Source organism: Sorangium sp. So ce381, assembly GCF_051473845.1.
Classification (GTDB): domain Bacteria; phylum Myxococcota_A; class Polyangia; order Polyangiales; family Polyangiaceae; genus Sorangium; species Sorangium atrum.
In genome coordinates, this window is record NZ_CP150336.1 from 5845575 (window position 1) to 5871749 (window position 26175).

General features: G+C 71.0%; 18 protein-coding genes. 8 read left to right on the plus strand and 10 right to left on the minus strand.

Annotation, left to right across the window (positions count from 1 at the left end; translation table 11 throughout):
* Positions 1 to 4 precede the first annotated feature (4 nt).
* The 9 genes from WMF29_RS21995 to WMF29_RS22035 form a co-directional block, all read right to left on the minus strand.
* On the minus strand, positions 5 to 1531 hold the full coding sequence (locus WMF29_RS21995) for a sugar ABC transporter ATP-binding protein (RefSeq protein WP_437330710.1): 1527 nt from the start codon (positions 1529 to 1531) through the stop codon (positions 5 to 7).
* A gap of 71 nt (positions 1532 to 1602) precedes the next feature.
* A complete protein-coding gene (locus WMF29_RS22000; RefSeq protein WP_437330711.1) occupies positions 1603 to 2640 on the minus strand; it encodes a sugar-binding protein in 1038 nt (345 codons plus the stop codon).
* Positions 2641 to 2829: 189 nt separating this feature from the next.
* Entirely contained in the window at positions 2830 to 7890 is a 5061-nt protein-coding gene (locus WMF29_RS22005) for an AAA family ATPase (RefSeq protein WP_437330712.1), read from the minus strand.
* Between the two features lie 360 nt (positions 7891 to 8250).
* On the minus strand, positions 8251 to 9477 hold the full coding sequence (locus WMF29_RS22010) for a vWA domain-containing protein (RefSeq protein ID WP_437330713.1): 1227 nt from the start codon (positions 9475 to 9477) through the stop codon (positions 8251 to 8253).
* Positions 9478 to 9533: 56 nt separating this feature from the next.
* Positions 9534 to 11246, minus strand: a complete 1713-nt coding sequence (locus tag WMF29_RS22015; protein WP_437330714.1) for a hypothetical protein — start codon at positions 11244 to 11246, stop codon at positions 9534 to 9536.
* A 404-nt stretch (positions 11247 to 11650) separates the two neighbouring features.
* A complete protein-coding gene (locus tag WMF29_RS22020; RefSeq protein ID WP_437330715.1) occupies positions 11651 to 12532 on the minus strand; it encodes an ABC transporter ATP-binding protein in 882 nt (293 codons plus the stop codon).
* Positions 12529 to 13359: an ABC transporter ATP-binding protein gene (locus WMF29_RS22025; protein ID WP_272095890.1), complete on the minus strand. Its 831-nt coding sequence runs from the start codon at positions 13357 to 13359 to the stop codon at positions 12529 to 12531. Before WMF29_RS22025 ends, WMF29_RS22020 begins: the two co-directional genes overlap by 4 nt.
* A gap of 5 nt (positions 13360 to 13364) precedes the next feature.
* Positions 13365 to 14162 (minus strand): nitrate ABC transporter permease, encoded by a 798-nt coding sequence (gene ntrB, locus WMF29_RS22030; protein ID WP_272092815.1) that lies wholly within the window; start codon positions 14160 to 14162, stop codon positions 13365 to 13367.
* Positions 14163 to 14231: 69 nt separating this feature from the next.
* Positions 14232 to 15551 (minus strand): CmpA/NrtA family ABC transporter substrate-binding protein, encoded by a 1320-nt coding sequence (locus WMF29_RS22035; protein ID WP_437330716.1) that lies wholly within the window; start codon positions 15549 to 15551, stop codon positions 14232 to 14234.
* Between the two features lie 370 nt (positions 15552 to 15921).
* On the opposite strand from WMF29_RS22035, the gene WMF29_RS22040 reads away from it, so the two are divergent.
* From WMF29_RS22040 to WMF29_RS22070, 7 genes are all read left to right on the plus strand, one after another.
* Positions 15922 to 16776, plus strand: coding sequence for a fibrinogen-like YCDxxxxGGGW domain-containing protein (locus WMF29_RS22040; protein WP_437330717.1), 855 nt, complete (start codon positions 15922 to 15924; stop codon positions 16774 to 16776).
* A gap of 138 nt (positions 16777 to 16914) precedes the next feature.
* Entirely contained in the window at positions 16915 to 17814 is a 900-nt protein-coding gene (locus WMF29_RS22045) for a hypothetical protein (RefSeq protein WP_437330718.1), read from the plus strand.
* Positions 17814 to 19691, plus strand: a complete 1878-nt coding sequence (locus WMF29_RS22050) for a hypothetical protein (RefSeq protein ID WP_437330719.1) — start codon at positions 17814 to 17816, stop codon at positions 19689 to 19691. The genes WMF29_RS22045 and WMF29_RS22050 overlap by 1 nt, the downstream gene beginning before the upstream one ends.
* A 140-nt stretch (positions 19692 to 19831) precedes the next feature.
* Positions 19832 to 20443, plus strand: coding sequence for a 50S ribosomal protein L11 methyltransferase (locus WMF29_RS22055; RefSeq protein ID WP_437330720.1), 612 nt, complete (start codon positions 19832 to 19834; stop codon positions 20441 to 20443).
* Positions 20444 to 20592: 149 nt separating this feature from the next.
* Positions 20593 to 22716 carry a hypothetical protein gene (locus WMF29_RS22060; RefSeq protein ID WP_437330721.1) on the plus strand — a complete coding sequence of 708 codons (2124 nt, stop codon included), beginning with the start codon at positions 20593 to 20595 and terminating at the stop codon, positions 22714 to 22716.
* Positions 22713 to 23375, plus strand: coding sequence for a hypothetical protein (locus WMF29_RS22065; protein ID WP_437330722.1), 663 nt, complete (start codon positions 22713 to 22715; stop codon positions 23373 to 23375). Before WMF29_RS22060 ends, WMF29_RS22065 begins: the two co-directional genes overlap by 4 nt.
* Before the next feature lie 6 nt (positions 23376 to 23381).
* Positions 23382 to 24326, plus strand: a complete 945-nt coding sequence (locus WMF29_RS22070; protein WP_437330723.1) for a formylglycine-generating enzyme family protein — start codon at positions 23382 to 23384, stop codon at positions 24324 to 24326.
* Positions 24327 to 24387: 61 nt separating this feature from the next.
* Here the strand turns inward: WMF29_RS22070 and WMF29_RS22075 are convergent, their stop codons facing one another.
* A complete protein-coding gene (locus WMF29_RS22075; protein WP_437330724.1) occupies positions 24388 to 25407 on the minus strand; it encodes a hypothetical protein in 1020 nt (339 codons plus the stop codon).
* Positions 25408 to 25743: 336 nt separating this feature from the next.
* On the opposite strand from WMF29_RS22075, the gene WMF29_RS22080 reads away from it, so the two are divergent.
* Positions 25744 to 26139, plus strand: a complete 396-nt coding sequence (locus WMF29_RS22080; protein WP_437330725.1) for a VOC family protein — start codon at positions 25744 to 25746, stop codon at positions 26137 to 26139.
* The last annotated feature ends 36 nt before the right edge of the window (positions 26140 to 26175 follow it).

The window sequence follows — 26175 nt, forward strand, 5'->3', positions numbered from 1 at the left end:
CGCGTCACGCCGCGGCGTCGCTGCCGGTCGCGAGCTGCATGATCGCCTCCTCGCTCAGCTCGGCGCGGCCGAGCTCGCCGGCGATGCGCCCCTCGTGCATCACCAGCGCACGATCGGACATGCCCATCACCTCTTCCATGTCGCTGGAGACGAACAGGGTGGCCATGCCGCTCGCTGCCAATCGCTCCATCAGCTGGTATATCTCGTGCTTGGCGCCGACGTCAATGCCGCGGGTCGGCTCGTCCAGGAGGAGCACGCGCGGCGACATCGACAGCCACTTTGCGATGACGACCTTCTGCTGATTGCCGCCCGACAGGTGCTGCACCGGCTGCACGTCGCTCGGCGTCCGCACGCCGAGCTCCCGGATCATCTGCGCCGACATCCGGCGCTCGCCCGCGCGGTCGAGGACGCCGTAGCGCTGCGCCCTGCCGAGGCTCGGCAGGCTCACGTTCGCCCGGATCGCCATCTCCAGGATGATGCCCTGTTGCTGGCGGTCCTCCGGGACCAGGCCAATCCCGGCGGCGATGGCGTCTCGCGGGGCGCGCGGCGTGATGGCCCGCCCGGCCACGCGGACGGCGCCCCCGGCCGCCGGCGTGACGCCGAACAGCGTCCGGAGCAGCGACGTGCGCCCCGCGCCGAGGAGCCCCGCCACGCCGACGATCTCCCCGGCGCGCACCGTGAAGGAGAGCGCGCGATCGGGGTGCCTCGGCGTCCGGAGGCCGGAGACCTCGAGCACCGGCTCGCCGGGCGGGTTCGGGACGTGCGGATAGAACTGCGAGAGATCGCGGCCCACCATCAATCTCACGATGCGATCGTGGCTCATCTCCTCGCCGCGCGAGAGCTCGCCCGCGTTCTCGCCGTCGCGCAGCACGAGCACGCGATCGCAGAGCGCCCTCACCTCGCCGAGGCGGTGAGAGATGTACACGACGCTGATCCCGCCCGCGCGGAGCTCCCTCACCACCTGGAAGAGCGCCTCCGCCTCGTGAGGGCAAAGGCACGACGTGGGCTCATCCATGATGAGCACCCGCGCGTTCGCGGAGAGCGCCTTCGCGATCTCGACGAGGTGCCGCTGCCCGAGCGACAGGCCGCCGACGAGCGCGCGCGGCGAGCACGCGAGGCCGACCCGCGCCATGATCGCCCGCGCCTCCCGCTCCATCCTGCCCTCGTCGATGAAGCCGCCCCGCCGCGGCTCCCGGCCGAGGTAGATGTTGGCCGCGACATCGAGGTTGTCCGCCAGGTTGAGCTCCTGGTGGATGAGCGCGATCCCGCGGGAGAGCGCCTCCCTGACGGAGCCGAGCGCGACAGGCCGCCCGTCAAAGACCATCTCGCCGGCGTCGGGCGCCTCGACGCCGGCGAGGATCTTCATGAGGGTGCTCTTGCCAGCGCCGTTCTCGCCGACGATCCCGAGCACCTCGCCGCGGCCGAGCGCGAGGTGCACGCCGCTGAGCGCGAGCACGCCGGGGAAGCGCTTGGTCAGGCCGCGCGCCTCGAGCAGCGGCGTCGTGTCCAGTTCGGGCGAGGAGGCTGTCATTCGCGTCGGCGCGTCGAGCGTCGCCGGCCCGGGGCGCGCGCCGCGCGGCGCCGCGCTGCCCGACGCCGGGTTCACTGTTGCTTGGCGGCCTTCTGCTTCAGATCAGCCCAGAACTCGTCCAGGTTGCTCTTGCGGATCTGACGGGCCGGCAGGGAGATGAACTTGTCCTGAGGCACGACGGAGTTATCCCCTCGCACGAGCGCCGCGAGCACGCGCACCGACTCCTTGCCATACATGTACGGATTCTGCACCACGGTGCCGACCACCTCGCCGTCCTGGATCGCGCGCAGCGTCGCGTCCTGCTCGTCGAAGCCGACGACCTTGATCGAGCTCATCTTCCCCGCCTGCTTGACCGCCTCGAGCAGGGCCGGCGTGTGGTACGCGTTCAGGCCGATCAGGCCCACGAGGTCCGGGTGCGCCGACATCATGTCTTCGGCGTTGCTCTTCGCCTTGGCGGCGTCGATCTGGTCGGTCAGGGTCGCGACGATGGTGTATTTCGCCCCCTTGATCTCCTGGTTGAGCGGGTCGCTCCCGGCGCTGCTGTCCGGGCGATCGAGCAGCTCGTCGAGCACGCCCTGGCGGCGCTTGCGGGCGTTGTCCCCCTCGAGCCGCCCGACCAGGATGGCCACCTTGCCGCCGCCGGGGATCGCCTCCTTCACGAGCTGCCCCGCCATCCGGCCAGCGACGTAATTGTCGATGCCGATGTAGACGATGCGCTCGCTCTTCGGAGCGTCCGAGTCCTGCGTGATGAGCTTTGTCTTCGCGGCCGCCTTGTTGAGCAGCGGGACCTGGTTCTCCGCGTCGATCGGGCTGATCGCGATGCCGTCGACGCCGCGGATCAGGAGATCCTCGACCCGATGCATCTGGTCGTTCACGTCGCTCGGCATCACGACGCTCACCTCGGCGTCGTACTCCTTCGCGCCGTCGATGACGCCCTTCTCGGCGATGGTCCAGAAGGGGGCGACGCCGTTCGTGATGTAGGCGAGCTTGGGCTTGCCCCCGGCCGCCGGCGCGCCCGCCGCCGGCGCGCCGCCGTTGTCGCAGCCCAGGGCCGTGAGCCCCGCCGCCACGCAGACCCCGACGATGAACCGACCGATGCTCTTCAACATGCGCTCTCCCCTCCACCCGACAAGAGCCGCCTCGCGCGGCGGATCTGGGCGCCTCGTGCCGACGCACGGCGCACGACGCAGCAGGCACCCCCAGCCAACTGGCCAGCTCATGATGCGCGATCCGCTCCAGACGTGTCTACACGATTCGACGCGGACATCCCTCCCGCGCCTCCATCCTCCCTAGCGCCCCTAGCGCCGCGTGCTCGGCGCGCTCATGCCGCCCGATCGGCCGACGGCGTAGGCGATCCCGCTCTGCAGCGTCCCGCGGATCACGATGCGCGACATGTCGATGTCGAGCCGGAGGAGCGCCTGCGCGACCTCGCCGCGGATGCCCGTCAACACCGCCTGGACCCCGAGCAGCCGGAGGGCGTTCGCGGCGTTGAGCAGGGCGTTCGCGACGCGTTGATCGACCCCCTTGATCCCCGTGACGTCGATGATGACGGTGCGGGTGCCGCTCCTCGTCGCGCCGTCGAGCAAGGTCGTGAGCACGTCGTGCGCGCGCTCCTCGTCCAGCGTGCCGATGAGCGGCATGACCATGACGTCGCTCGTGATCGGTACGAGCGGGGTCGACAGCTCGGAGATCTTCGCCCGCTGGAACCGGATCACCTCCTCTTGGAGCTCGGCCCGGGCCGCCTCGGCGCGCTCGCGCTCGCCGAGCTCGTGCAACAGGCGCAGGTTGGCGTCCCGGAGCTCGGCGCTCTGCGCGGAGAGGCGCACGTTGGCCAGAGAGAGCTCCTCCGTCCGCTCCTTCACCTCCTGCTCCAGCCGCTCGTTGGCCTCCCGGAGCTCGGCGCTCACGGCCGTGAGGTCCGCGTAGAGCAGCGCGTTCTCGACCGCCACGGCCGCCTGCGAGGACAGGAGCCGCAAGAGCTCGATGCGATCGGCGGTAAACGCGTGCTCCGCGAGGTGGTTCTCCAGGTACAGCACCCCGCTCAGCCGGCCCTGGTGCAGGAGCGGCAAGCCCAGGATCGATTTCGGCCGGCGCGCGCTCACGTGCGGATCGCCGGCGAGGCGCGGGTCGTCCTCCGCGCGGCCGATCACGAGCGCCTCGCGCGAGCGCGTCACGTAATGCACGACCGAGCGGGCCAGATCGAGGCGCGCCTCCAGGGGCATCGAGAGGCCCAGGCTCACCGTATCGGGGCCGACCGCGATCATCGCCTCGACCGTCAGCACCTCGCCGCGCGCGAGGATGAGGAACCCCCGGCTCGCCCCGGCGCTCTTGATCACACTGCGCAGGACCTGCTCGATCACCTTGTCGAGCACGATCGCGCTGGAGATGGCCTGCGCGGTGCTGAGGACCGTGGCGAGATCGAAGCTCTCCCCCGCGACGAGGCCCTGGAGCGCGGTGCCTGTCGGCGAGAGCGCCAGAGGCTGGCCCAGCGCCGAGGGGTCGGCCGGCGCGAGCTCCTCGCGCAGCGCCTTCGCCTTCTCGGTCGCCCCCCAGCGCTCGTACAGGTAAACCGCCCTTCTCAGGAAGATGTGCGCGAACTCGACCCTGCCCTGGGCGAGCCAGAACCTGCCGTAAAGCTCGTTGCCGAGCGCCTGGTTGTTGATGTAGTCGGCCTGCCGCGCGGCCTCGATGCCCCGCTCGTAGAGGTCCATCGCCTCGGCCCTCCGCCCCTCGACGCGGGCCTGCTCGGCGAGCAGCAGCAGGTGCTTGTGGAGCACGTTGTCCGGCCCGGCGTCGGCCCAGCGCTTCATCCGCCCGAGGAGCCGCAGCAGGCGCTCCTCGTGCTCCCGCCGCTCCGCGCCCTCGGCGCTCTCCCACGCGGCGATCCGCATGAGGCCCGCGTAGAACGTCGCCTCGGGCACCTTGGCGTGCGTCGGCAAGGCGCCCTCGATCACGGCGAGCTTCGGCATCAGATCGGCAAAGCTCGCCCTGTCGCCGAACAGGTAGGCATTCCGGATCTTGGCGTAATACAGCCACCCCATGTGGTAGGGCGAGCCGCCGTGCTTCGCCGCGTAGGCCGCCTCGTCGAACCCGTCGTCGTCGAAGCTGAGCCGGCCCCTCGTCAGCCCTTGCAGGCACCGGAGGGGCTGGATCACGCCCGCGAGGAGGATATCGATGATGTCATGGCTGCGGGCGCGCCGCAGGAACGCGAGGTGCGTCTCGGTGAGCTGCGAGAGCTCCGCGAGGTTCATCCCGTAGGTGAGCCGGTCCGAGCCGCTCTGGCTGATCATGTACCCCATGGCCGTCCAGTCGCCGGCCTGGAGCCCGAGGTCGTAGACCCGGTCGTAATAGGGATCTGCCCTCCGCAGCGGCTGCGTCCAGCTGTGCACGTCCGCGGAGAAGATGTGGTAGGTCTTCGCCCGGAGCACGAGGTTGTCGAGCTGGTCTGCGAGCTCGACGGCCATCTTGCCGAACCGATAGGCCGTCTCGTACTCGCCGAGCAGCGGGCCGACCACCATGCCGTACGCGACGTATCCGAACGCTGACATATCGCTGTTTCCGTGCTGCAGCGAGAGCGTCACCATCTTCACGATGGCGAGGTTCGCGAGCGTCTGGTCGCTCGAGTTGTAGGCCCCGAAGAACAGGTTCACGAGCAGCTCCAGCGTCACGGGGTGCTCGGGGTTCGTCGTCCTCGGGGCGTGGGCGAGCTCCTCGATGCTGCGCGCGCCGAGGAGGACGGGCACCGCCTCGAGCTCCCGCTCGAGGAGCGCGGCGACCTCCTCCCGGGCCTCGGGGATCGGACAGCCGAGGAGCCGGAGGCCGGCCTTCTGGACGAGGGTCGCCTCGTGATTGCGCCACTGGAGCAGGTACTGGTTCGCCTGCACGAGGAGGACGGAGACCTTGTCCATGGCCGTCCGGGCGCGCGCGAGCGCCGCGGCGCAGAGCCGCTCGGCCTCCTCGAAGGCGCCGCACAGCGACTCGACCTCGGCGCGCTCCCTGTGGAGCGCGAGGGCGAGCTCGTGATGGTCGTCGAAGCCGCCGTGGGGCAGAAACCCCATGCCCGCGCGGAGATAGCCGGCCGCCGCCTCGTAGGCGGTGGCGGCCTTGGCCCTCCTGCCGGCGGCGAGGTTGAGCTCGGCGGCCGTGGCCTGCTCCGCGGGCGAGGTCACGATGGGCGCCGCGATGTTGAAGTGGTTGACGATGTCGAAGAGCGCCTCGTCCCGAGCCGCGCCCTCGCAGCTGGCGAGCATGAGCCGCCCGATGCGGAGGTGGACCTCCCGCTTGTGATCCTCGCTGATGAGCGAGTACGCCGCCTGCTGGACGCGATCGTGCAGGAAGCGGTAGTTGACGCGCCAGTCGACGCCGGTCTGCGCCTCGTCGTCGGCCGCGTGCGCGAGGCGGTAGTCGGTGTCCACGGGCGCGATCAGGCCCTCTTGCAGGATCTTCCACAGCGCGGCCACGGTCTCGTGCGCGGGCCGCTCGCTGATGACCGCGAGCGTGCGCAGGTCGAACTCGTGCCCGATGCAGGCCGCGAGGCGGAGGACGCGCACGAGCTCGGGCTCGAGCTCCCCGATCTTGCGCGCCATGAAGTCGACGACGTTGTCGGTGACCGTGCGCCGCCGGATGCCGTCGAGATCCCATGTCCAGGCGCCCTTCTCGAAGCGGAGCAGGCCCTCCGTGTGGAGCGAGCCCAGGAACTGCCGCACGAAGAACGGGTTGCTCTGGGTCCGATCGAACACGACGCGGGCGAGCGGCTCGACGTCGGCGCGGGCCGCGGAGAGCGCGTCCGAGAGCAGCGCGATCACGTCGGCGAGGGCGAGCGGGCTCAGCTTGAGCTCGCGGAGCGGCGCGCCTGCCTTCTCGATCTCGCCGAGCGCGACGCGGAGCGGGTGAGCCGCGTAGACCTCGTTGTCGCGGAAGGCGCCGAGGAGGAGAAGGTGGCCGCGCTCCGGATCGGCGGCCAGGACCTGGAGCAGCTTGAGCGAGGCCGGATCGGCCCATTGCAGGTCGTCCAGGAAGAGGACGAGGGGGTGCTCGGCGGTCGCGAAGACGCGGACGAACGCCTTGAAGATCGCGTGAAAGCGGCCCTGCGCCTCCGCCGGCGGGAGCTGCTGGACCGGGGGCTGCTGGCCGACGATCCACTCGAGCTCCGGGATGAGGTCGACGAGGAGCTGGCCGCTGCTCCCGAGCGCGCGGGCGAGCGCCGCGCTCCAGCGCGCGAGCTGCTCCGGTCGCTCGGTGAGGATGTGCCGGAGGAGCTCCCGGAAGGCGCGCGCGAGCGAGGCGTACGGCGCCCCGCGGTTCAGCTGCTCGAACTTGCCCGCGGTGAAGTAGCCGCCTCGCTGGGCGATGGCCCTGTGCATCTCGTTCACCAGGGCCGACTTGCCCATGCCCGCGTACCCCGACACGAGCAGGAGCTCGCCCTCCCCGCCGGCGGCGCGCTCGAAGGCGGCGAGCAGCGCGCGCTCCTCCTCGGCGCGGCCGTAGAGCTTCTGCGGGATGCGCAGCGTATCCGGGATGTCGCGCAGGCCGAGCGCGAAGGGCGCCACGGCGCCGGACGTCGAGAGCTGGCGGAGGCACGCGTCGAGGTCGGCGAAGAGCCCGAAGGCGCTCTGGTACCGGTCCTCCGCGTTCTTCTCGAGGAGCTTCATCACGATCCGGGACACCGCGTCGGGCACGCCCGGGACCTGCTCGGGCGGCGGCACCGGCGTCCGCGCGATGTGGCCATGGATGAGATCCAGCGGGTCGCTGCCGGTGAACGGCAGGACGCCGGTGAGCATCTGATAGAGGGTCACGCCGAACGAGTAGAGGTCGGTGCGGCGGTCGATCACGCGGTTCATCCGGCCGGTCTGCTCCGGCGACATGTACGCGAGGGTCCCCTCGAGCGCCTCGGGGCTTATCGCCTGCTGCGTCTCGTGCGGGAGGAGCGTCGCGATGCCGAAGCCGACGAAGTGGACCTCGAGCGTGTCCGGGTCGACGAGGAGGTTCTGCGGCTTGATGTCCTTGTGAATCACCTTGCGGCGGTGGAACTCGTCGAGGACCCGGGCCGCAGAGCGGGCGATCGTCAACGCCGCCTTGAGCTCCAGCCGGCCGGCGCGCAGGAGGTCGTGGAGCGTCGTCCTGCTCGGCCTCTCGAGCACGAGCGCGAGGCCGTTCCTGTGCTTCTCGAGCCCGTAGGCCTTGACGACGCCCTCGACGTCGAGCGCGCAGAGCACGTTGTACTCGTGCCGGAGCGCCGCGAGCTCTCGCGCGCTCGGGAACTCGCTCTTCAGGACCTTGAAGACAGCAGGCTTGCGCTCGTCACCCCAGGTTCCTTCGAACACCTCGATGCTCGAGTCGACATAGATCGGCTGGCTCACGGAACAGGTCGCGGACAGCATCTCACCTCGCCGGGGCGCTGGGCGGGCCCGCCGGCGCTGCTGCTCGGGTCGAGCAGGCAGGACGGACGGTGTTCTCGCACAAGCGCACCATGGGCGGATTATGTCTAGATCGCTGCCTCCGAGTCACCACCGAAATCGGAACATTGATTCGTCCACGGTGATATTTTTCAGCATTTGTGCGCTAGACATCCAACTTGGACGGAGTCTGGCGTTCGCGCCCCGTCACCGAGCACGGCAGTGCGGCGCTGGCGCGGCGCTCCATGCGATGTGGGCTGGCTCTCGGAGGGCTGGAGGGGATCGATCACGCGGCGCGCCGGGAGGGTGCGTCACGGGCGCAGGTCACTGCGGCACCTCGACGGTGGGACAGCCGAACTCGACACGGACGCTCTCCGCTCCCATGGACTTCACGTGCTCGCACGTGGCGCCCTTGATCACGATGGTGGGCGGGGTGGTCGAATCGTCGTAATCCCAGCCGTCGTCGCCCGGCCTCGGCAGCACCTCGTCGTCGATGAAGACGTTCACCTTCGCGCGGTCCGGCGGCTCGGTCTCCAGCGAGAGCTCGCAGGTCCTCACCAGATCCCTCGTGATGCTGGTCAGCGTATCGCCGAGGCTCGCCGCGTCCACCACCTCGAAATAACGGGGCGAGGTCTCCGACGTGGCCGTGTCGCCCTCGACGGCGAGCTGGTCCAGCACGGCGGCATAGGCCGTCGCGCCGGGGATGCCGACGACGAAGGTCTTGATACCGGCCGCGCGCAGCTCCTTCACCCGCTGCACCGTGCGCGCGTCGTCCAGGCACACGTCCGTCAAGCCCGCGACGCAGCAGTTCGGCACGCCCGAAGGGCAGTCCCCATCCATGTTCGTGGTGCAGGTCGCGGCCTCGCAGGTCATGGCCGGATCCTGGTTGCAGTTGGGACCGCCGTCGGTCGCCAGGAGGACGTACTTGTCACCTTCGAGGGCGCCGCCGGCTCCCACGGTGAGGTACCCGAGGGCGCGCGCGAGGGCGTCCGCGGTCGGCGTCGCGCCGCCGGGGTCGGTGCCGTCCAGGAGGGTCTTGATGGCGGGGACCGATGTCCCGCCCGGCGCCACGGCCACGCTCAGGTCCTCCCCCGCCTCCATGCCGCAGTGATCGTCGGAGGGAAAGAGCTGAAGCCCGACGGACATCCTGTCCTGGATCACGTCGAGCGCGGTGCCGAGGGCGCCCTTCATCATCGTCCAGCGGTCGCTCGCTTCCCACGCTTTGGTCATGCTGTCGGAGCGATCGAGCACGATCACGAGGTGAGCCTGCCGCGGCTGAGCTTCGACCTGCTGGCCGCCGCAGTCGCCGCCGCCCTCCCCCCCGCCCGAGCCGGCGCCCGGCCCGGACGCGATGAAGCCGCCTCCGAGGGAGGGCTCCCCGCCCGTTCCACCGGAGTCCGTACCGCCGGAGCCGCCGTTTCCGGAGCCGCCGCCGCCCCTGCCCGTTCCGCCATCCGATACCGAACATCCCGACGCGAGCGCCCAGCCCAGGCACCAGAGCGATGTCAGGAACAAGGAGCGGGCGTAGATCCCGCGGTTCTTGCCGGTCATATCCATTCTCCTCGACACGAGTGAATCGACGCGAGTCAACGCGCCAGCACGCGGCGTCAGCCCGGAGGAATGCGGCAGATGCCGTTGTAACACTGCACGGTTCCGGCGTTGCAGCAGTCGGACGTCGCGCCGCAGAGCTGCCCGTACTCGGCGCATCGCGGCGGGGTGCCGCCCGCGCCGTCCGAGCCACCGCCGCCGCCGGCGCCGCCCGCTCCACCGGTCGCGCTCGAGCTCCCGGTCGCGCCCGAGCTCCCTGTCGCGCCTGACGGGGAGTCCGTCGTGCACGTGCCTGAAAGGGAGCCCGGCTCGTACTCGCACGTCGTTCCCACGCAGCAGTCGCCGTTGTTCGTGCAGGGTCCGCCCGCCGTGACACAGCGGGGCGTCGTCCCTCCGGGCGTGTCGTAACACTGGAGCTTGCCAGTCTCGCTATTCCGCACGCAGGGAGCGCCGTCGCAGCAGTCGTCGGCGGAGGCGCAGTCCTCGCCTGCCTGGCGGCAGGCCGTGAGCGCGTTGCACCGAGGCACGCCGAGGGCGTCGAGGCGGCAGTTGCTGGCGTGGCCCAGGTAGCTGCAGCAGTTGTTGGGAGCGCTGGTGGACGTATCCGAGCAATAGCTGTCCTTGAAGTGACAGACGCCGCCCTGGGGCGTGCAGCCGTTCGGGTTGCGGCAGCGGCCGATCTCCCCGTCCGGATCCCCCGACTTGTCGCAGACGACCCTGCCCGCGCCCGGTAGATCGGCGGTGGGATCGCCGCCGCAGCAGTCCTCGTTGCGCCGGCACAGGGCGCCGTTCACGCGACAGCCGCTCGGCGGCTGGCAGACGGCGATCCCGGTGGGGCCGTACGGCGCGCAGACGCGGCTGCAGCAGAAGCCGCAGCTGTCGCAGACCGCGCCGTCGATGCCGCCGCTGCTGCAGCGGCTCGCCGTCGACGGCTCCGCGCCGCAGTAGCCCGCGGGATCGGAGGTGTTCCGCTTGACGCACACGCCGGTACAGCAGTCGCTGTCGCCCTTGCAGACGTCGTTGCGCTGCACACAGAACGAGGAGTAGAGGACACAGCGGTTGTCTCGCCCGCAGAGCTTGGAGCAACACTGGCTGTCCTCGGTGCACGGGTTGCCGCCCGTCTGGCATGCGGTGGCGCCGTTGACGTCGCTGCACGTCCCGCCGACGCACATGCCGCTGCAGCACGCGGCGCCGCCTGCCGTGCAGTCGGATCCATCGGGGAGGCAGGCGGTCGCGCTGCACCTGCCCGAAGCGCAATTGAGGTTACAGCACTCCGAGGATTCCTCGCAAGCGGCGCCGGTCCCGAGGCAGACGCTGAGCGGAGAGGCGCAGGTGCTCGTCGCGCTGTCGCAGATCCCGGAACAGCAATCTCCGGAGCGCGCGCACGTGGCCCCGTAGGGCTCGCAGGTCGGCACCTCGACCCCCGTGTCAGGACCGCCCGCGCCGCCGACGCCGTCCGCGCCGCCGGCGCCCGCACCGCTGGCGAGCGCGCCGCCCGCGCCGCCCGCGCCCGCACCACCGACGCCTGTGCCCGCGCCGCCTTCTCCAGAGCCGCCCGCCGCGCCGGCGCCGCCCGTTCCGGTCATCCCGCCGCCGCCAGCGTTGGCCCCTCCGGAGCCGCTGGCCGAGGAGCTGCCCTCGGCTGCGCTGCTGGAGGGCCCTGACGTGGTGGCGACGCCACCTTCGCCTCCCGAGCCCGTGCCCTCGGACGAGCCGCAGGCGCCGGAGAGCCATACGATGCCGACAGCCGCGAAGAGTCGAGATACGCGCATACACTTTCCTCGCTTGATCGCTTGCCGCAACCGACGCAGTCGGAGGAAAGATACATTCGCGCAACTCCAGCTTGTCCGTATGGCTTTTGTTTCAGGGCGTGCGCCTCTCCCTCCATTTTTGTCGCAGGTGGTGAGCCTCGTGAGCCCTGCGCGCACAGGCGCGCGCAGGGCAGAGCTCGCGCTCGCCTGGCCGTGATGGGCTCTGCCCCGAACGGTCAGCTAGACAGCAATCCGCGCTTTGGTGAGGTTCGTCGCAAAGGGCCCTTCCACGAGGGAGCGACGCTGTGCAGGCCTCGAGAAGAGAGGGCATGCTCCGCGTCGTTCGGCTCGCTGCGGCTTACTTTCGTACTCCTCGCTCGCCTGCCTGGCGGCTGAGCCCGTATCCCACGAATCTGCACCCCGCTCTACGCCGATGTCCTCGTCCCCTTCCAGAGCGCGCTCCAGAACCGCCCCGTCTTCACGGCGCCTTCCGGGACGGACGCTCGGGCGCTCTCTGCGGCGGGCTTCTCCTTGTGGGCCTGGCCCTCGAGGAAGGTGATCAGCCGCTCTCGGAGGGGATAGTACATCGGGTCCTCCAGCACCTCCTGACGGTCCCGCGGGTGCGGGAACGGGACCTCCAGGATCTCGCCGACCCGCGCCCCCGGTCCGTTCGTCATCATCGCGATGCGGTCCGACAGGAACAGGGCCTCGTCGACGTCGTGCGTGACCATCAGCGCGGTCTTGTGGTCCTCCGCCCACAGGTTCATGAGCACCTCCTGGAGCTCGAACCGGGTGAGCGAGTCGAGCATGCCGAAGGGCTCGTCGAGGAGGAGCATCTTGGGCGACAGGGCGAAGGCACGCGCCAGCCCGACCCGCTGCTGCATCCCCGACGACAGCTCGCGCGGCTTCTTGTGCATGGACTCCTCGAGCCCCACGAGCTCGAGGTAGTGCGTCGCGATCTCGATGCAGTCCTTCTTGCTCTTCTGCCGGTGGACCTGCTCGACCCCGAGCAGGACGTTCTCGAGCGCCGTCATCCAGTGCAGGAGGCAGGGCGACTGGAACACGACCCCGCGGTCCGGGCCAGGACCCTGGATCTGCCTGCCCGCGAGGACGATACCGCCGCTCGTGATCTCGGAGAGGCCCGCGACCATCGACAGCACGGTGGACTTCCCGCACCCGGAGTGGCCGATGAGGGACAGGAACTCTCCCTTCCTCAGGTTCAGGTCGAAGTTCCGGAGGACGACCGAGGGGCCCTTCGGCGTGGGAAAGGTCTTCGTGATATTCCAGATCTCGAGGTACTTCTTCATGCGACCGCCTCCGCGCTCCGCGCTGCATCGGGCGCGCTCTCGCCCGCCCTGGGCCCGGCGCCCGGGCCGAGCAGGTAGCCGATCACCGCGCCGCGGATCTCCTTGAAGCGCGGGTCGTGGTTGAGGGCCTTGCGATCCCGAGGGCGCTCGAGATCGACGGTGATCCCGGGCCCCAGCGTGGCGCGAGGGCCCTTGCTGAGGGGCAGGATCCGGTCGGCGAGGAGGATGCCCTCGTCGACGTCGTTGGTGATGAGGAGCACGGTCTTCCGGGTGGCGCGCCAGATCCGCGCGAGCTCGTCCTGGAGCGTCGCGCGCGTGAGCGCGTCCAGCGCGCCGAATGGCTCGTCCATCAGGAGGACCTCCGGATCCATGGCGAGCGCCCGCGCCACCGAGACCCGCTGGCGCATGCCGCCGGAGAGCTGCGCCGGCTTCTTCTCGCGGGCCTCGGTGAGCTTCACCATGGCGATGTAGCGCTCGGTATGTTCCCGCTTCTTCTCTGTGGACCACGCGCCGAAGATCTGGTCGACGGCCAGGTAGACGTTCTCGTAGACGGTGAGCCAGGGCAGGAGTGAATAGTTCTGGAAGATGACGCCGCGGTCGGGGCCCGGCCCCTCGATCGCCTTCCCGTTCAGCTTGACCTCCCCGGTGTCCGGCCTGAGGAGCCCGGCGATGAGGGACATGAGCGTCGTCTTGCCGGCGCCCGAATAGCCGACCACGGCGACGAACTCGCCCTTCTCGATCTCCAGGTGGATGTCCCTGAGCACCTCGGTGCGGGTGTCCCCGCCGCCATAGCTCTTCCCGACGTTGCAGAGCTCGACCAGCGGCATGGACGTCACGCTCCCGCCAGCTTGAGCCGGCGCTCGACGAGGCTCATCAGGGCGTCCAGGAGGAAGCCGACGACCCCGATGGTGATGATGCACAGGATGATGTGCTCGTAGATGAGGCTGTTGTACTCCTGCCAGAGGAAGCCGCCGACCCCGGGCGAGCCGGTCAGCATCTCCACGGCGACGATGACCAGCCAGGCGATGCCGAGGCTGAGCCGGAAGCCCGTGAACATGTAGGGCAGCGCTGCGGGGAGCTGCACCTTGAACAGCGTCTTCATGCGCGACAGCCGGAGCACCCGGGCGACGTTCATGTAGTCCTGCGGGATCGATCGCACCCCGAGCGCGGTGTTCAGGACCGTCGGCCACATCGAGCACATCGCGATGGTGAAGACGCCGGCGGGGTCGGGCTTCTGGAAGAGCACGAGGCCGAGCGGGAGCCACGCGAGCGGCGAGACCGGGCGGAGGATCTGGATGATGGGATCGAAGCTCGACCTGAACAGCCTCGACGCGCCCAGGAAGAACCCGATCGGCGTCCCGAGGAGGATCGCCAGCGTGTAGCCCTTGGCGACCCGCTGGAGCGAGTACCAGGTGAAGCGGAGGATGCCCTGATCGAGCTCTCCCCGCTTCTCGAACGGCTCGAAGATATAAGGCCTGCTCACCTCCCATGTCTTGAGCGGAGAGGGCAGCGTCTGGGTCCACAGGCTGCTCGCGGCGGCCCATAGCCCGATCACGCAGGCCACCCCGAAGAGGGGCAGGATCATGTGGTCGACTCGAATCCTCGGAGAGATCGCCTTCGCCTCGCTCATGCAACACTCCTCTGCCGCTTCCGCTTCCGCCGCCGCGCCTCCCGCCGGCGCGGCGATGGCGATGCGGGTTCATCCCTTCAGGGCATGGACCGGGAACGACGTCGCGTACTTCTCCGGGTCCTTCGGATCGAACGTCACGCCGTCGAACAGCGTCTCCGGCGCGTCGCTCCGGCCGCCGTGGGCGACCCCGAGCTCCTTCATCGCCTCCTCGTAGAGATCGGGGCGCATGACCTGCTTGACGACGCCCTCGTAGTCCGGCTTCCCCTCGACCATGCCCCACCGGCGGAACTGGCTGAGCCACCAGAGAGCGTACTTGGGCTGCGGGTAGTTGCAGCCCCGCTCGCTGAAGATCATGTACTCCTTGTCCTCTTTCTTGCGCCCGTCGCCGTAGTCGTAGTGCCCCTGCAGCCGGCCGAGGATGAGCTCCGGCGGACAGTTGATGTACGTGGGCCTCGACACGATGTCCGCCTGCTCGGGGCGGTTATCGAGCTTGTCCAGCCAGACGCTCGCCTCGTGGAGCGCCTTGATCACCGCCTTCACCGTCTTCGGGTTCTTGTCGGCGAACTCCGCGGTGAACGCGCACACCTTCTCGGGGTGATCCCTCCAGAGCTCCTGCGTGGTGACGGCCGTGTAGCCGATCTGGTCGGAGATCGCCCTGGCGCCCCACGGCTCGCCGACGCAGAAGCCGTCCATCTTGCCCACCTTCATGTTGGCGACCATCTGGGCGGGCGGGATGGTCACGAGCGCGACGTCCTTGTCCGGGTGGACGCCGCCCGCGCCCAGGTAATAGCGGGTCCACATGGCGTGCGTTCCAGGCGGGAACGTCATCGCGAAGGTCATGGGCGCCCCCTTCTCCTTCGCCTCCTCGATGAACGGCTTGAGCGCCTTGGGATCCCCGGCCACCTTGCCCCGGAGATCGCTCTTCATCGTGATCGCCTGGCCGTTGCGGTTCAGCAGCCACGGGATGACCATGGGCTTCTTCGGCGATCCGAGGAGCCCCATCGTCGAGGCGAGCGGCATGCCGAAGAGCATGTGCGTCGCCTGGAGATCCCCGTTCGTGAGCGAGTCGCGGATCGCCGCCCAGCTCGCGCCCTTCACGATGGTCGCGTTGATGCCGTACTTCTTGAAGAACCCCTTCTCGTGGGCGATCACGAGAGGAGAGCAATCGGTCAGCGCGATGATGCCGAAGCGCAGCTCGGACACCTCCGGCCTGGCGGCGTCCGGTACCAGAGGCGCGGCGTTCGCCTCGGGCTTCGCCGACGCTTCGGACCGCGATTCGCAAGCGGGGAGGAGCGCGGCTCCCCCGAGCGCGAGCGCTCCGCCGAGGAAACGCCGGCGGCCCGGGGGCGCGGCGCTCGGGGCCTCACGCGAAGATTCTCGTCTCTTCATTCCAAAGATCCTTTGCCTGGATGGCCTCAGCCAACCACGGGCCCATGATTTGCCAAGGACGATGCATGGGCGCGTGTTTCTATGAAGTTTCTGTAGGATATTTTCTTCATTCACTTCGCGTTGTTGCGCTCGTCACGCTCGTCACGTTCTTCACGTTCGTCACGTTGGTTGCGTTCGTCACGTCGCCTTCATCTTCCGTTTCAATGCCTGCGGGACAGCGGCGCGCTCGTGCGCGCGGTCGGGGGGCGTCGCGAACGGACCGGTTGCTTGCCAGGCCCCGGGTGAGGCTGTAGCGTCCGCGCGGCGCAGGAGGAGCGCCACGCCGCTCCGGCGGGTGCGACGCGGCAGGCAGCAGGTCATGGGAGCGAGGATGACGAGCGGGTCCGCGACGTGGGTGGGAGCGGCGGCATGCCTTCTGGCGTGCGGGTGTACGGCCCTCGCCGGGCTCGATAGGCCCTACCACCTGGAGGCGGGCGGGGGCGCCGGTGGTGGAGGTGGGGGTGGCGAGGGCGCCGGCGGGCAAGACTGCGCCGAGGAGGCGAGCGCAGGGTGCGTCTACGACCGGTGCGGCGCCGTCCCCGAGAGCGCCCCGAGCGGCGTCTACGCGCTCGATCCCGACGGGCCCGGCCCACAGGAGCAGATCGAGGTCTACTGCGGTGAGCCGGTGGACGGCGATCGCTGGGCGCTCGTCTACAACAGCATCGGATCAGCGGACGGCGCGACGCTCCCGTTCTGGAAGATCCTGTACGCCGATCGGCTCGCCGCCAAGGGGACACCGTCGCTCGACGACAACCATTACCAGCCGTCGCTGTACATCGCCGGCCGGGAATACCGCGACGAGATCGAGGACATCGCAGGGACCGTCGCCGAGGTGATGCGCGCGACCGCCGAGGGCATCGACACCGGGGATATGCACCTCCTCACGCCGATACGCGTCGGCGGCGATGACCACCTCTTCTCGTGGCAATTCGCCACCGGGTGGTCGTCGCCGGATTTCGACGCGGACACCAAGGACGACGGCAATTGCGCGGGCGCCTATGCGGGCGTCACGCAGCACTACGGGGCCTGCTTCGTCTACAACCTCGGCGCGGACGACGATGATCCGATCGAGGACGAGGGCTGGGGCCCGCACGTCAGCACGCCGGACGCGACGTCGTACGGGCTCTCCGACGACGGGAGCGGTTATACGCGCGTGCAGCGGATCTCCCGCTGGACGCGCTGGTGATCGCGCCCCGCCGGCTCAGCGCACCGACGGCGCTCGCGAGCGACATCCGCGTTGAGCACGATTCATGACGCGGCTTCGCCCTTGACGTTCAATCATGGATTCGGCGACCTTTGCGTGACCTACGCTACAGGAGCCTTCATGCGCTACCGCTTTCCCATCATCGCGACGTTGACCGCTGTTTCCCTCCTGCTCGGCGGGAGCGCCCGCGCCGACGACGGAGAGGACGAGGTCACGCTCAAGAACGGCGGCACGATCCGGGGCACGGTCGTCTCCTCCGAGCCCGGGGAGAGCGTGAAGATCATCGAGCTGGGCGCGAAGGAGGTGCGCGTCATCCCGTGGGCCCAGGTGTCGGACGTGGAGCGCGGGAAGTTCGCGCCGAAGAGCGCCCCGCAGCCCGGGCCTGCGGGGCCGGGCTATGGCGCCGCACCACCTCCGAAGCCGATCCCGGCCCCCGAGCCGACGCTCGGCGCGCCCGGCGTGGTGAGGCTGCATGTCGAGAGCCCGCAGCCCGTGCGGGTGGTCACGGAAGGCGCCACGACCTACGGCGCTGTTCGAGGCTACGGCTTTGCCATCCAGGAGATCCGGCACGTCTGCGCCTCGCCGTGCGACAAGGTGATCGACGGCAGCGACGGGCGCCGGTTCTCGCTCTCGCCGGAGGATGTGCCGCCGCCGGATCCGTTCACGTTCGCGCAGATGACGGGCGACGTCACCCTCCGCGTGGAGCCCGGCAGCTACGGGCGCCGCACCGCGGGGGCCTGGCTGAACGTGCTGGGCGCCACCGCCGTGGTCACGGGCGGCACCCTGATGCTCTTGAGCGGCCTGAGCTCGGGGGCCGACGACTCGGAGTCCTCGAGCGACGTGGGCGGGAGCTTCATGACCGCGGGCCTCGTCTCGCTCATCGGCGGCGGCGCGGCGCTCGTCGGCGGCATCGTGCTGGTCGCGACGTCGGGCACGTCGGTCACGGTCGAGCAGCGCGGTGAGAAGCCGGCTGGCAAGGCGGCGCAGGTCAAGCCGCGCTACTGGCTGGGCGAGTTCTGATGCGCCGGCGCGGACGCCACGGGCTCCTCGCGCTCTGGCTCGCCGCGGGCTGCAGCCACGGCGCGACGCCCGCCGGCCCGCCGCGCAGCCCCGGAGAGCCCGCGGCGTCGGCGCCACGGAGGGCGTTCACGCTCGGCGATCGCGCCATCGAGGAGGTCGTGCGCGCCGTGAGCGCCGCGCGGCAGCTGTCGCCGCAGAGGCCGGTCGCCGTCGAGCGGCTCGACCACGCGCGGTTCGTGGAGCGCCTGCTGGACAGCCGAGACGAAGAGCCTTCCGCGGAGGGGTCGCTCAGCTCGGAGGCCGCGTTCCTGCTCGGCTTCAACTTCCTCCCGCAGCCCGGGCAGCGCGGCGGGCTCTCCACCGTCGACGAGGTGCTGAAGGAGCAGGTCGTCGGTTTCTACAGCCGCGCGGCCGACAAGGTCTTCATCCCCGACGTGGCGCTCGCGTCCGAAGACGACCTGATCGAGCAGCGCGCCGTGCTCGCGCACGAGGTGCAGCACGCGCTCCAGGCGCAGCATTTCCCCGACATGCCCGAGCCGAAGAGCTCGGACGAGGCCATCGCGCAGCTCGCGCTCATCGAGGGCGACGCCATGGTGGCGATGGGGGCGTGGCTCGGCGCCGAGGCGGGCGCGCCGGTGGGGCGCACGCTGCGGCGGATCGTCGAGGTGACGAGGCGCATCCCGCTCGCGAGCGTCACGCGCGGCGAGGCGAGCACCAAGCTCGACAAGGCGCTCGATCTGACGAAGAAGCGCCTCGAGTTCCCGTACCGCGACGGGATGCTGCTGGTCACCGACGTGTACCGCGCCGGCGGCTTCCCGCTCGTCGACAGGATGTACACGCGCCTCCCGCGCAGCACCGAGCAGGTGCTGCACCCCGAGAAGTACCTGGCAGGCGAGCCCCCGCGGCCGTTCGCCGATCCCCGGCCGCCGCCGGGCTACGCGCTGTCGGCCGCCGACACGCTCGGCGAGCTCGACACGCGCATCCTCCTCGAGCGCTGCGTCGCCGCGGAGCTCGCCGAGCGCGCGGCCGCCGGCTGGGCGGGCGATCGCTTCGGCGTGTTCGCCGGGCCGGATCGGCGCCTCGCGACGGCGTGGATCAGCGCGTGGGACACCGAGAAGGACGCGGAGGAGCTCGAGGCGGCGCTCGGCCAGAGCGCGGCCTGCTGGCACGAGAACGCGCTCGGGGTCGAGCGAGGCGACTACACGATCGGCGCCAACATCGCCGTCCGCCGTCAGGGCAAGCTCGTCGCGTTCGTGCGCGGCCTCCCCGAGGGCGTCGGAGCTGCGCTCGCGTCGCACCTCTTCACGCTCGCCGGGCCGGAGCCGAAGCCGACGCCGCTCACCGATCGCCCGATCCCGCCGCGCGTCCGCCTCCCCGAGCCGACGCCGGGCCGACTCGAAGGCGACGTGTACCGCAACGGCTGGCTCGACGTCGTCGGCCGCGTGCCGCAGGGGATGCTCGGCCACGTGGGCGGCGACGTCGAGCTCGTGGTCGAGCGGCCCGACGCGCTCGTGCGCGGCGGGATGTCGGTGTCCACGCGCATCACCAGCGACGCCGAGAACGAGAAGACCTTCGGCGAAGTGCAGGCGTCGTTCGTCCGCGATGTCGCCGAGCTCTCGATGCGGGTCGAGGCGCTCGGCGGCGGCCCGGTGACGACGGCGCTCGGCGCCGGCGTCGAGCGGGCGTGGCGGGTCGCCGGCACATCGATGGAGCTCCGGCTCGTGCTCGTCCCGATCTGCGCCGGTACGGGGTCGATCGTGTTCGTTCAGGCGTACGGCGATCCCTATGCGCGCAGCGTGCTCGACGGATGGATGGACAGCTTCCGCTGGACCAACGGGCGCAACCTCACCGCGTGCGATTTTCTCGATCCGAAGTAGCCGCCGGGTGACTGGAGCCGAAAGGAGACGGCGGCGGGCTCGACGACCTCACGCTGCCCGACGCCCGCCTGCCGCTCAGCCCCCTGCCCTCTCCGATCCGGGTGATGTTCGAGCCCCGCGGTGGCAGACTCCGGCGACGCATGAGCGACCGTCCGACCATCGTCGAAGTGCCGCCTCGCTTTCGCGTGATCACCGATTCGCGGGACGCGGAGGTCGACGAGCGCACCATCGTCCTCGGCCCGAGCCACGCGTTCGGCGACGGCCGGCACGAGAGCACGCGGATGTGCCTCCAGGCGCTCGCGTCGTTCGCGCCACGCAGCGGCTTCCGCCTCTTCGACGTGGGGAGCGGGACGGGGATCCTCTCGATCGGCGCCGCGAAGCTGGGCGGCGAGGCGATCGGGGTCGACATCGACGCCGCCGCGAACGCGATCGCGGCGGACAACGCACAGCGGAACGCGGTGGAAGCGCGCGTGAGCTTCTCGGCGACGTGGCCGGACGGGACGTTCGACATCGTCGTGGCCAACATCCTCCGCGACGTCCTCACGGCGCTCGCCCCTCGGATCGTGGCTCGCCTGGCTCCCCGCGGGACGTTGATCCTCTCGGGGCTCGTGTCCACCGACGTTCCGGAGATCGTGGCGCGTTATGCGCCGCTCCTCGCCGGGCGTCGACCGGAGATCTTCGAGCGGGGCGCGTGGCGCGCGCTCGTGTGGCGCGACGCCGAGCCGCGCGCCGATGCCGGAGCCACGGCATGATCTCGGCGCGGCGAGCGTCACCCGGATATCCGCGAACGACTCCATGACGGGAACCGGAGGAGAGGGATTGAGGAAGCAGCGCCGTCGCGCCCTCCCGCAGCGCGGCCGTTGACCCGGGGCGCGAGGGCGCGCGAACATCCGGCGATCCCTTGCCGCCCCTCCCTGCGACACGCCACCTCGCCGCGCTCCTCGCGCTCGCCGCGAGCGCCTGCTCTCGCGGGTCCACCCCCGGCACGGACGCCGGGCCTGGCCCGGCCGGCAGCGCGAGCGCCTCGGCCAGCGGCGCGGGCGCTCCGGCCGCTCCCCAGCCTCCGTCCACTGCCGCGCCGCTGCGCGCGCCGGTCCGCGAGGGCGGCGCCCTGTCCCGCGCCGCGCGCGAGGACGCGCTCTATGTGGCCGACGAGGACCACGGCGTGGTCCGCGTCGTGCCGCTGCCGCTCGACCCCGCCCGGCCCGGCGCAGGCGTCCCCACACCAGGCAGGCCCGCGCAGGTGCTCGCGCTCGGCGGGCGCGGCGAGCACGAAGCGCGCGTCCTCGCCACCGTCCGCGATCCGGGGCTACTGCTGATCTTCCAGGCGGATCCCGCAGCCGGCCTCGTGGAGGTGGGCCGCGTGCCGCTGCCCGCCGACGCGTGGGGCATCGCGGTCACGCCCGACGAGAAGACAGCGATCGTGACCTCGGCGTGGACCCACAAGGTCTCGGCCGTCGACCTCGAGACCAGGCAGACGCGGTGGACCGTCGACGTGGCGCGCGAGCCGCGGGGCGTGGCGGTGCTGCCCGACGGCAGCGCCGCGTACGTGAGCCACCTCGTCGGCGCCGATCTCACGAGGATCGACGATCTCGGTGGGGCGCCGAAGGTCCGGCGCGTCGCCCTGCCCGCCTCGCCGCTGCGCGCCCCGTCGGGCGAGCGCCTCGCCGCGTCGCTGGGGTATGCGCTCTCGCTCTCCGAGGACGGGCGGCGCCTGTTCGCGGCGCGGCACGCGCTCGGCGCCATGGGCCACGCCGCGTGGTTCGGCGCCGCGACGGTGGACGTGCTGATCACCGGCCGGGACGAGCCGCTCGCCCCGCCGCACCACGGCAACCTGCCGGTGCTCCGGTCGGCGTTCGCGGAGCAGGTGATCACCCCGGAGAGCGTGATCACCCTGCCGGGCGCGGGCGTCACGCCCGTCACGCAGCCGCGCGCCATGGCGTACCGCAAGCGCGCGCGCACGCTGCTCGTCGCGGGCGAGGGCGACGACCTCGTGCTCGAGGTGGACGCGACCGCGGTGGATCCGACGCTCGCGATCGTGAAGAGCTACCCGGTCGGTGGCGGCTACGATCCGCACCTCCGCGTGGCCGGCACGTGCGGCGCGCCGACCGGCCTCGCGCTCTCCGCGGACGAGGCGACGGCGTGGGTCTTCTGCCGCTCGACCGGCGACGTGGCGGCGCTCCGGCTGCACGACGCGGCGGCGGGCCCGGGTGTCACGGAAGCACTGTCGGCGCTCGTGCACCTCGCCGATGATCCGCTCGGCCCGGAGGTCGCGAAGGGCCGCCGGCTCTTCTACAACGCGCTCGACGCCACGGTGAGCGGCAACCTCGGCTGCGCGGGATGCCACCCCGACGGGCGCGACGACGGGTACGTCTGGCGCGAGGCCACCTTCAGCACGGCCGACGGCGAGCACGCGAACTTCGTCGGGCGGCCGGAGAACATCCCCGAGGTCGCCAAGAAGCGAGGGCTTCCGCGGCGCACCCCGATGCTCGCCGGCAACGTGGGCGCGGCCGGGCCGTACGGCTGGCACGGCGAGAGCGAGGACCTCGTGAGCAGGCTCCAGACGGGCATGGGGCTGCACCGCTGGGGCGGGCTGCCGATCGACCACACGCCGGCGGGGCTCGCGGCGCGGGCGACCTATCTCGCGATGTTCCTCCGCCGGGGCCTCGTGGCGCCGCCGCGCGCCGAGGGGGCACCGGACGAGCGCGTGAAGCGCGGCCGGGAGATCTTCCACAGCGAGGAGGCGAAGTGCTCCCGCTGCCACGTGCCCACGAGCGATTACACCGATCGCACGGCGTACCCGATGCCGAAGCGACCGCCGCCGCCGGGCTACGACGAGGATCCGGGCCCCGAGTACAAGACGCCGTCGCTGCGCTTCGTGGGAGGCCGGCCGCCCTACCTTCACGACGGGCGCGCCGGCACGCTGGCGGAGCTCATCGAGCAGAACGCCGACTGGATGGGCAAGACCAGCCACCTGTCGCCCGAGGACAGGGCGGCGCTCGTGGCGTTCCTGGAGACGTTATGAGGCCGCGCTCCGTGCTGCTCGCCCTGATGGGCGCTGGCGTGGCCTCCGTCATGGCCGCCGCGTCCGGGGCGCCCGGCGCGCAGCCCGGCGGCGCCGCAAAGGCCGCGGCAGGCGCCGCGACCGACGCCGGTGCGCCCAAGGCCGCGGAAGGCGCCGCGAAGGCCGCGGCGAGCGCCACGACCGACGCCGGCGCGAAGAACGCCACCGCGACCGATGCCGGTGCGACCGATACCAGCGATGAGCTGCCCCTCGACGCCGCGCCCTTCCCGCCCGAGCCGTCCAAGCAGCCCACGGCCGCCGAGTGGAAGGCGGCGCCTCGCGTCCGCCTCTCCCGCGCCGGCCCCGCGGCCGCGGGCTGCCGCGCGTACAGGGCGAGGGAGTGGCTGCGCATCCGCTGCCCGGAGCTCACCGTCTCGGCCATCTCGCTGCTCGGCGGGAAGTCCGATGGCGTGGCCTTCTGGATCGATCCGCCCCGCGCCGGCAGCGAGCTCCCGCGCGGGGGCGAGGTGATGTTCCCCATCCGCCGCGGCGATCGGCGGGTGATCCAGATCCTGACCTTCGGCCCGGGCTACGACGGGCCGTTCACCTTGTTGCCGGCGATCGTCATCCAGGAGCAATGGCTGGAAGACGAGCCGGCGCCGACCGTGACCGCCTCCTGAGAGACCATGCGATCCCACACCACGCTCCGCGCCATCTCCTCGCTGTTCCTCCTCGCCGCTGCGAGCGGCGTCCTCGTCGCCGCGTGCGGCGCCGCTCCCGCGGCTCCCGGCGGCCTGCCCTCCGGTCAGGCGCCCGCTGCACAGCCCACGACCACGAGCCCCGCCTCGACCGGGGCGGCGCTCGCCCCGGCGGCGCCGCCCCCGTCCGAGCCGGCGGTGGCCTCGGCGCCGGCGAGCGCCGGGCAGCCCGGCGCCGAGCCGACCGCCGCACCGGCCGAGGCGGCGAAGCCATCGGAGGGCTGCCCCGACGGCATGGCCCGGGTCCCGGGCGGCAGCTTCGTGATGGGCCCGCTCAAGGTGAAGGCCACCGTGGGCGACCTCTGCGTCGACAGGACCGAGGTCACCGCCGAGGCCTTCGCGGCGTGCGTCAAGGATGGCAAGTGCACGGATACATTGGCCAATTGCGCCAAGGAGGCGTCGACCTACGGCGTGGCCGGCAAGGAGAAGCAGCCGATGGTCTGCGTCGACTTCTCGCAGGCCCAGGCCTACTGCGCGGCGCGGGGCAAGCGGCTACCGCGCGACGACGAGTGGGAGTGGGCGGCCCGCGGCGGCGAGGAGGCTCGGCCGTATCCGTGGGGCGGGGAGGCCCCGAAGGATCAGCTCTGCTGGTCCGGCGGCGGCGCCGTGCGCAAGACCGCGTGCGACGTGGGGAGCTTCCCCGCCGGCGCCAGCCCGCAGGGCATCCAGGACCTGGCGGGCAACGTCTTCGAGTGGACCACCAGCGCCAACGACGGCAACGGCAAGATGCGCATCGCCCGCGGCGGCAGCTGGCGCGACGGCATCGCGCCGCTCGTCAGGACCGCGCGGCCGGGAGGCTTCGAGGCGACGTACCGCTGCGGGTTCCTCGGCATCCGCTGCGTCGTCGAGCCGGCGGCCCCGTCGACCAAGTAGGTCGCACCGCATCGAACGGCGCCCGGCTGGCTCGGAGGAGCAGCGGTCCGGCGCCGTCGCGCTACGTCGCGTTCGGCTCGGAGAGCCAGGCCGCCAGCGCTTCCGCCGAGAACGAGAGCACCACCTCCCCTACCCGGGTCTCTCGCAGCCGATCCAGCCGCTCGGCGAGCGCTGCAGTCTCCGCCTCGCTGAGCGGCCTGCCGAGCCGGAGCTCGCACATCCGGGCCGTCATCTGGAGCTGCCCGCGCTGCTCGCCATGCAGCAGTGCGCGTTTTTCCGCCTCTTTCGCCTCTTCCGCCTGCCTCTGCGCCTCTTTGAGCGCCGCCTCGCTCTCTTTGAGCGCCGCCTCGCTCTCTTTGGACACCGCCTCCCTCAGCGCCGCTTCCCTCCGCGCGGTGAACTGCTCATACCATTCGCGGGTTTCCATGATGAAATCCCTCTCCTCGGAAGGCAACCCCAGCAGGAGCTGCCCTGGCACCTCGAAGCTTAGCCGAACGAGCCACGGCAGCGCCACCCGGCGCTCCCACGCGTCATCGGGGAGCGCCGCGAGGTCGCGCAGCGCCGCTCGCCGTACGCGAGGCGAGCCGAGCAAGCGCAATAGCACCGTGCTCCTCACGCGCGGCAGCTCCGCGATCACCACCGCATGAATCCGCCACCCTGGCGCCGGGCCGACGTAGAGGCCCTCCGGACCAGCAGCGTCCCGCACGAACCCGAAGTCGCGCAACACCCCATCCGGACGCCCAGCGCACACGAGCCACGCCGATGGCAGCTCCAGCTCGCGCTCCATTCGCAGCTCGAGCGTATGATGCCACTGATAACGCTTGCGCATGCAGCCGTGGAGCTCGGCCGCGCCCGGCGCGCCGCTGAACACCTCCACCATCCCCGCCTCCGCCGCCATCGAGCGGAGCAGCCCGGGCTCGATCTCGGGGTGCGCTCGCAGCAGGTCCGGATCGGGCACGTGCCAGACATCGATTCGCTGGGCATCCCCGGCCGGCACCTCCACCTCGGTCTCGGCGGCCCCCACGAGCACGAAGAAGTCCCGAAGGATGTTCTTGCCGAGCTGATCGAGGCGGAAATACATGACGGCCGCCGATACCACACCAGAGCGCAAAAGGACATCTGTTGACACCCATGCCTCTCGTCGCTCCCGCGGAGTCCGGTGGCGTCGAATCCGCACGCAGAGAGCAGCGCTGTCGGTAATTACCAAGACCGGGTCAAGCCCATTTATCTATCGATCATGCCATCGAATTACCCATCGACAGATCAACCATTACCTGGCCACCCCAGAGCCCGTTCCGCTCTCTCGATCCCTCGCGCGAGCCCAACGGACCGCCGGGCTCGCGGGCGGCCGCTGCCCTGTCCGGCGCTCGCGCCTTGCCTTCCGGCCCGGCGCAGCGCACCTTCGCGCCCAGCGACCATGCCCAGCGACGATCCCTACGTGATGCCCTCCTACGTCAAGCTCCTCGTCGCCGACGCGGAGCGCTCCGCCTCGTTCTACGAGCTCCTCGGCTTCACCCGCGTCCACCAGGATCTGGTGTTCGTCCACCTGCGCTGGGCGCGCCACGCCGATCTCTTCCTCGTCGCGACGCCGCCGGGGGTCTCGCTCGCCGGGCAGCGCGGCCTCGGCGTCATCGTCTGCTTCAGCGCCGCCGGCGATCGCGGCATCGAGACCATCGCCGCGCGCGCCGCGGCGGCCGGCGCCGCCGTCGATGGGCCGCGCGACCAGCCGTGGCACACACGGGAGGTCGTCGTCACCGACCCCGACGGCTACCGCCTCTGCTTCGTCGAGCCGAGCACGCCCCTGCAGGGCTGACGGCCCGCGGCGAGAGACGAAGACGAAGACGAAGAC

Bases quoted from the DNA above. Each gene is read 5' to 3' on its own strand.
- WMF29_RS21995 (WP_437330710.1), bottom strand. From the start codon at position 1,531: ATGACAGCCTCCTCGCCCGAACTGGACACGACGCCGCTGCTCGAGGCG.
- WMF29_RS22000 (WP_437330711.1), bottom strand. From the start codon at position 2,640: ATGTTGAAGAGCATCGGTCGGTTCATCGTCGGGGTCTGCGTGGCGGCG.
- WMF29_RS22010 (WP_437330713.1), bottom strand. From the start codon at position 9,477: ATGACCGGCAAGAACCGCGGGATCTACGCCCGCTCCTTGTTCCTGACA.
- WMF29_RS22015 (WP_437330714.1), bottom strand. From the start codon at position 11,246: ATGCGCGTATCTCGACTCTTCGCGGCTGTCGGCATCGTATGGCTCTCC.
- WMF29_RS22020 (WP_437330715.1), bottom strand. From the start codon at position 12,532: ATGAAGAAGTACCTCGAGATCTGGAATATCACGAAGACCTTTCCCACG.
- WMF29_RS22025 (WP_272095890.1), bottom strand. From the start codon at position 13,359: ATGCCGCTGGTCGAGCTCTGCAACGTCGGGAAGAGCTATGGCGGCGGG.
- ntrB (WP_272092815.1), bottom strand. From the start codon at position 14,162: ATGAGCGAGGCGAAGGCGATCTCTCCGAGGATTCGAGTCGACCACATG.
- WMF29_RS22035 (WP_437330716.1), bottom strand. From the start codon at position 15,551: ATGAAGAGACGAGAATCTTCGCGTGAGGCCCCGAGCGCCGCGCCCCCG.
- WMF29_RS22040 (WP_437330717.1), top strand. From the start codon at position 15,922: ATGACGAGCGGGTCCGCGACGTGGGTGGGAGCGGCGGCATGCCTTCTG.
- WMF29_RS22045 (WP_437330718.1), top strand. From the start codon at position 16,915: ATGCGCTACCGCTTTCCCATCATCGCGACGTTGACCGCTGTTTCCCTC.
- WMF29_RS22050 (WP_437330719.1), top strand. From the start codon at position 17,814: ATGCGCCGGCGCGGACGCCACGGGCTCCTCGCGCTCTGGCTCGCCGCG.
- WMF29_RS22055 (WP_437330720.1), top strand. From the start codon at position 19,832: ATGAGCGACCGTCCGACCATCGTCGAAGTGCCGCCTCGCTTTCGCGTG.
- WMF29_RS22065 (WP_437330722.1), top strand. From the start codon at position 22,713: ATGAGGCCGCGCTCCGTGCTGCTCGCCCTGATGGGCGCTGGCGTGGCC.
- WMF29_RS22070 (WP_437330723.1), top strand. From the start codon at position 23,382: ATGCGATCCCACACCACGCTCCGCGCCATCTCCTCGCTGTTCCTCCTC.
- WMF29_RS22075 (WP_437330724.1), bottom strand. From the start codon at position 25,407: ATGTATTTCCGCCTCGATCAGCTCGGCAAGAACATCCTTCGGGACTTC.
- WMF29_RS22080 (WP_437330725.1), top strand. From the start codon at position 25,744: ATGCCCAGCGACGATCCCTACGTGATGCCCTCCTACGTCAAGCTCCTC.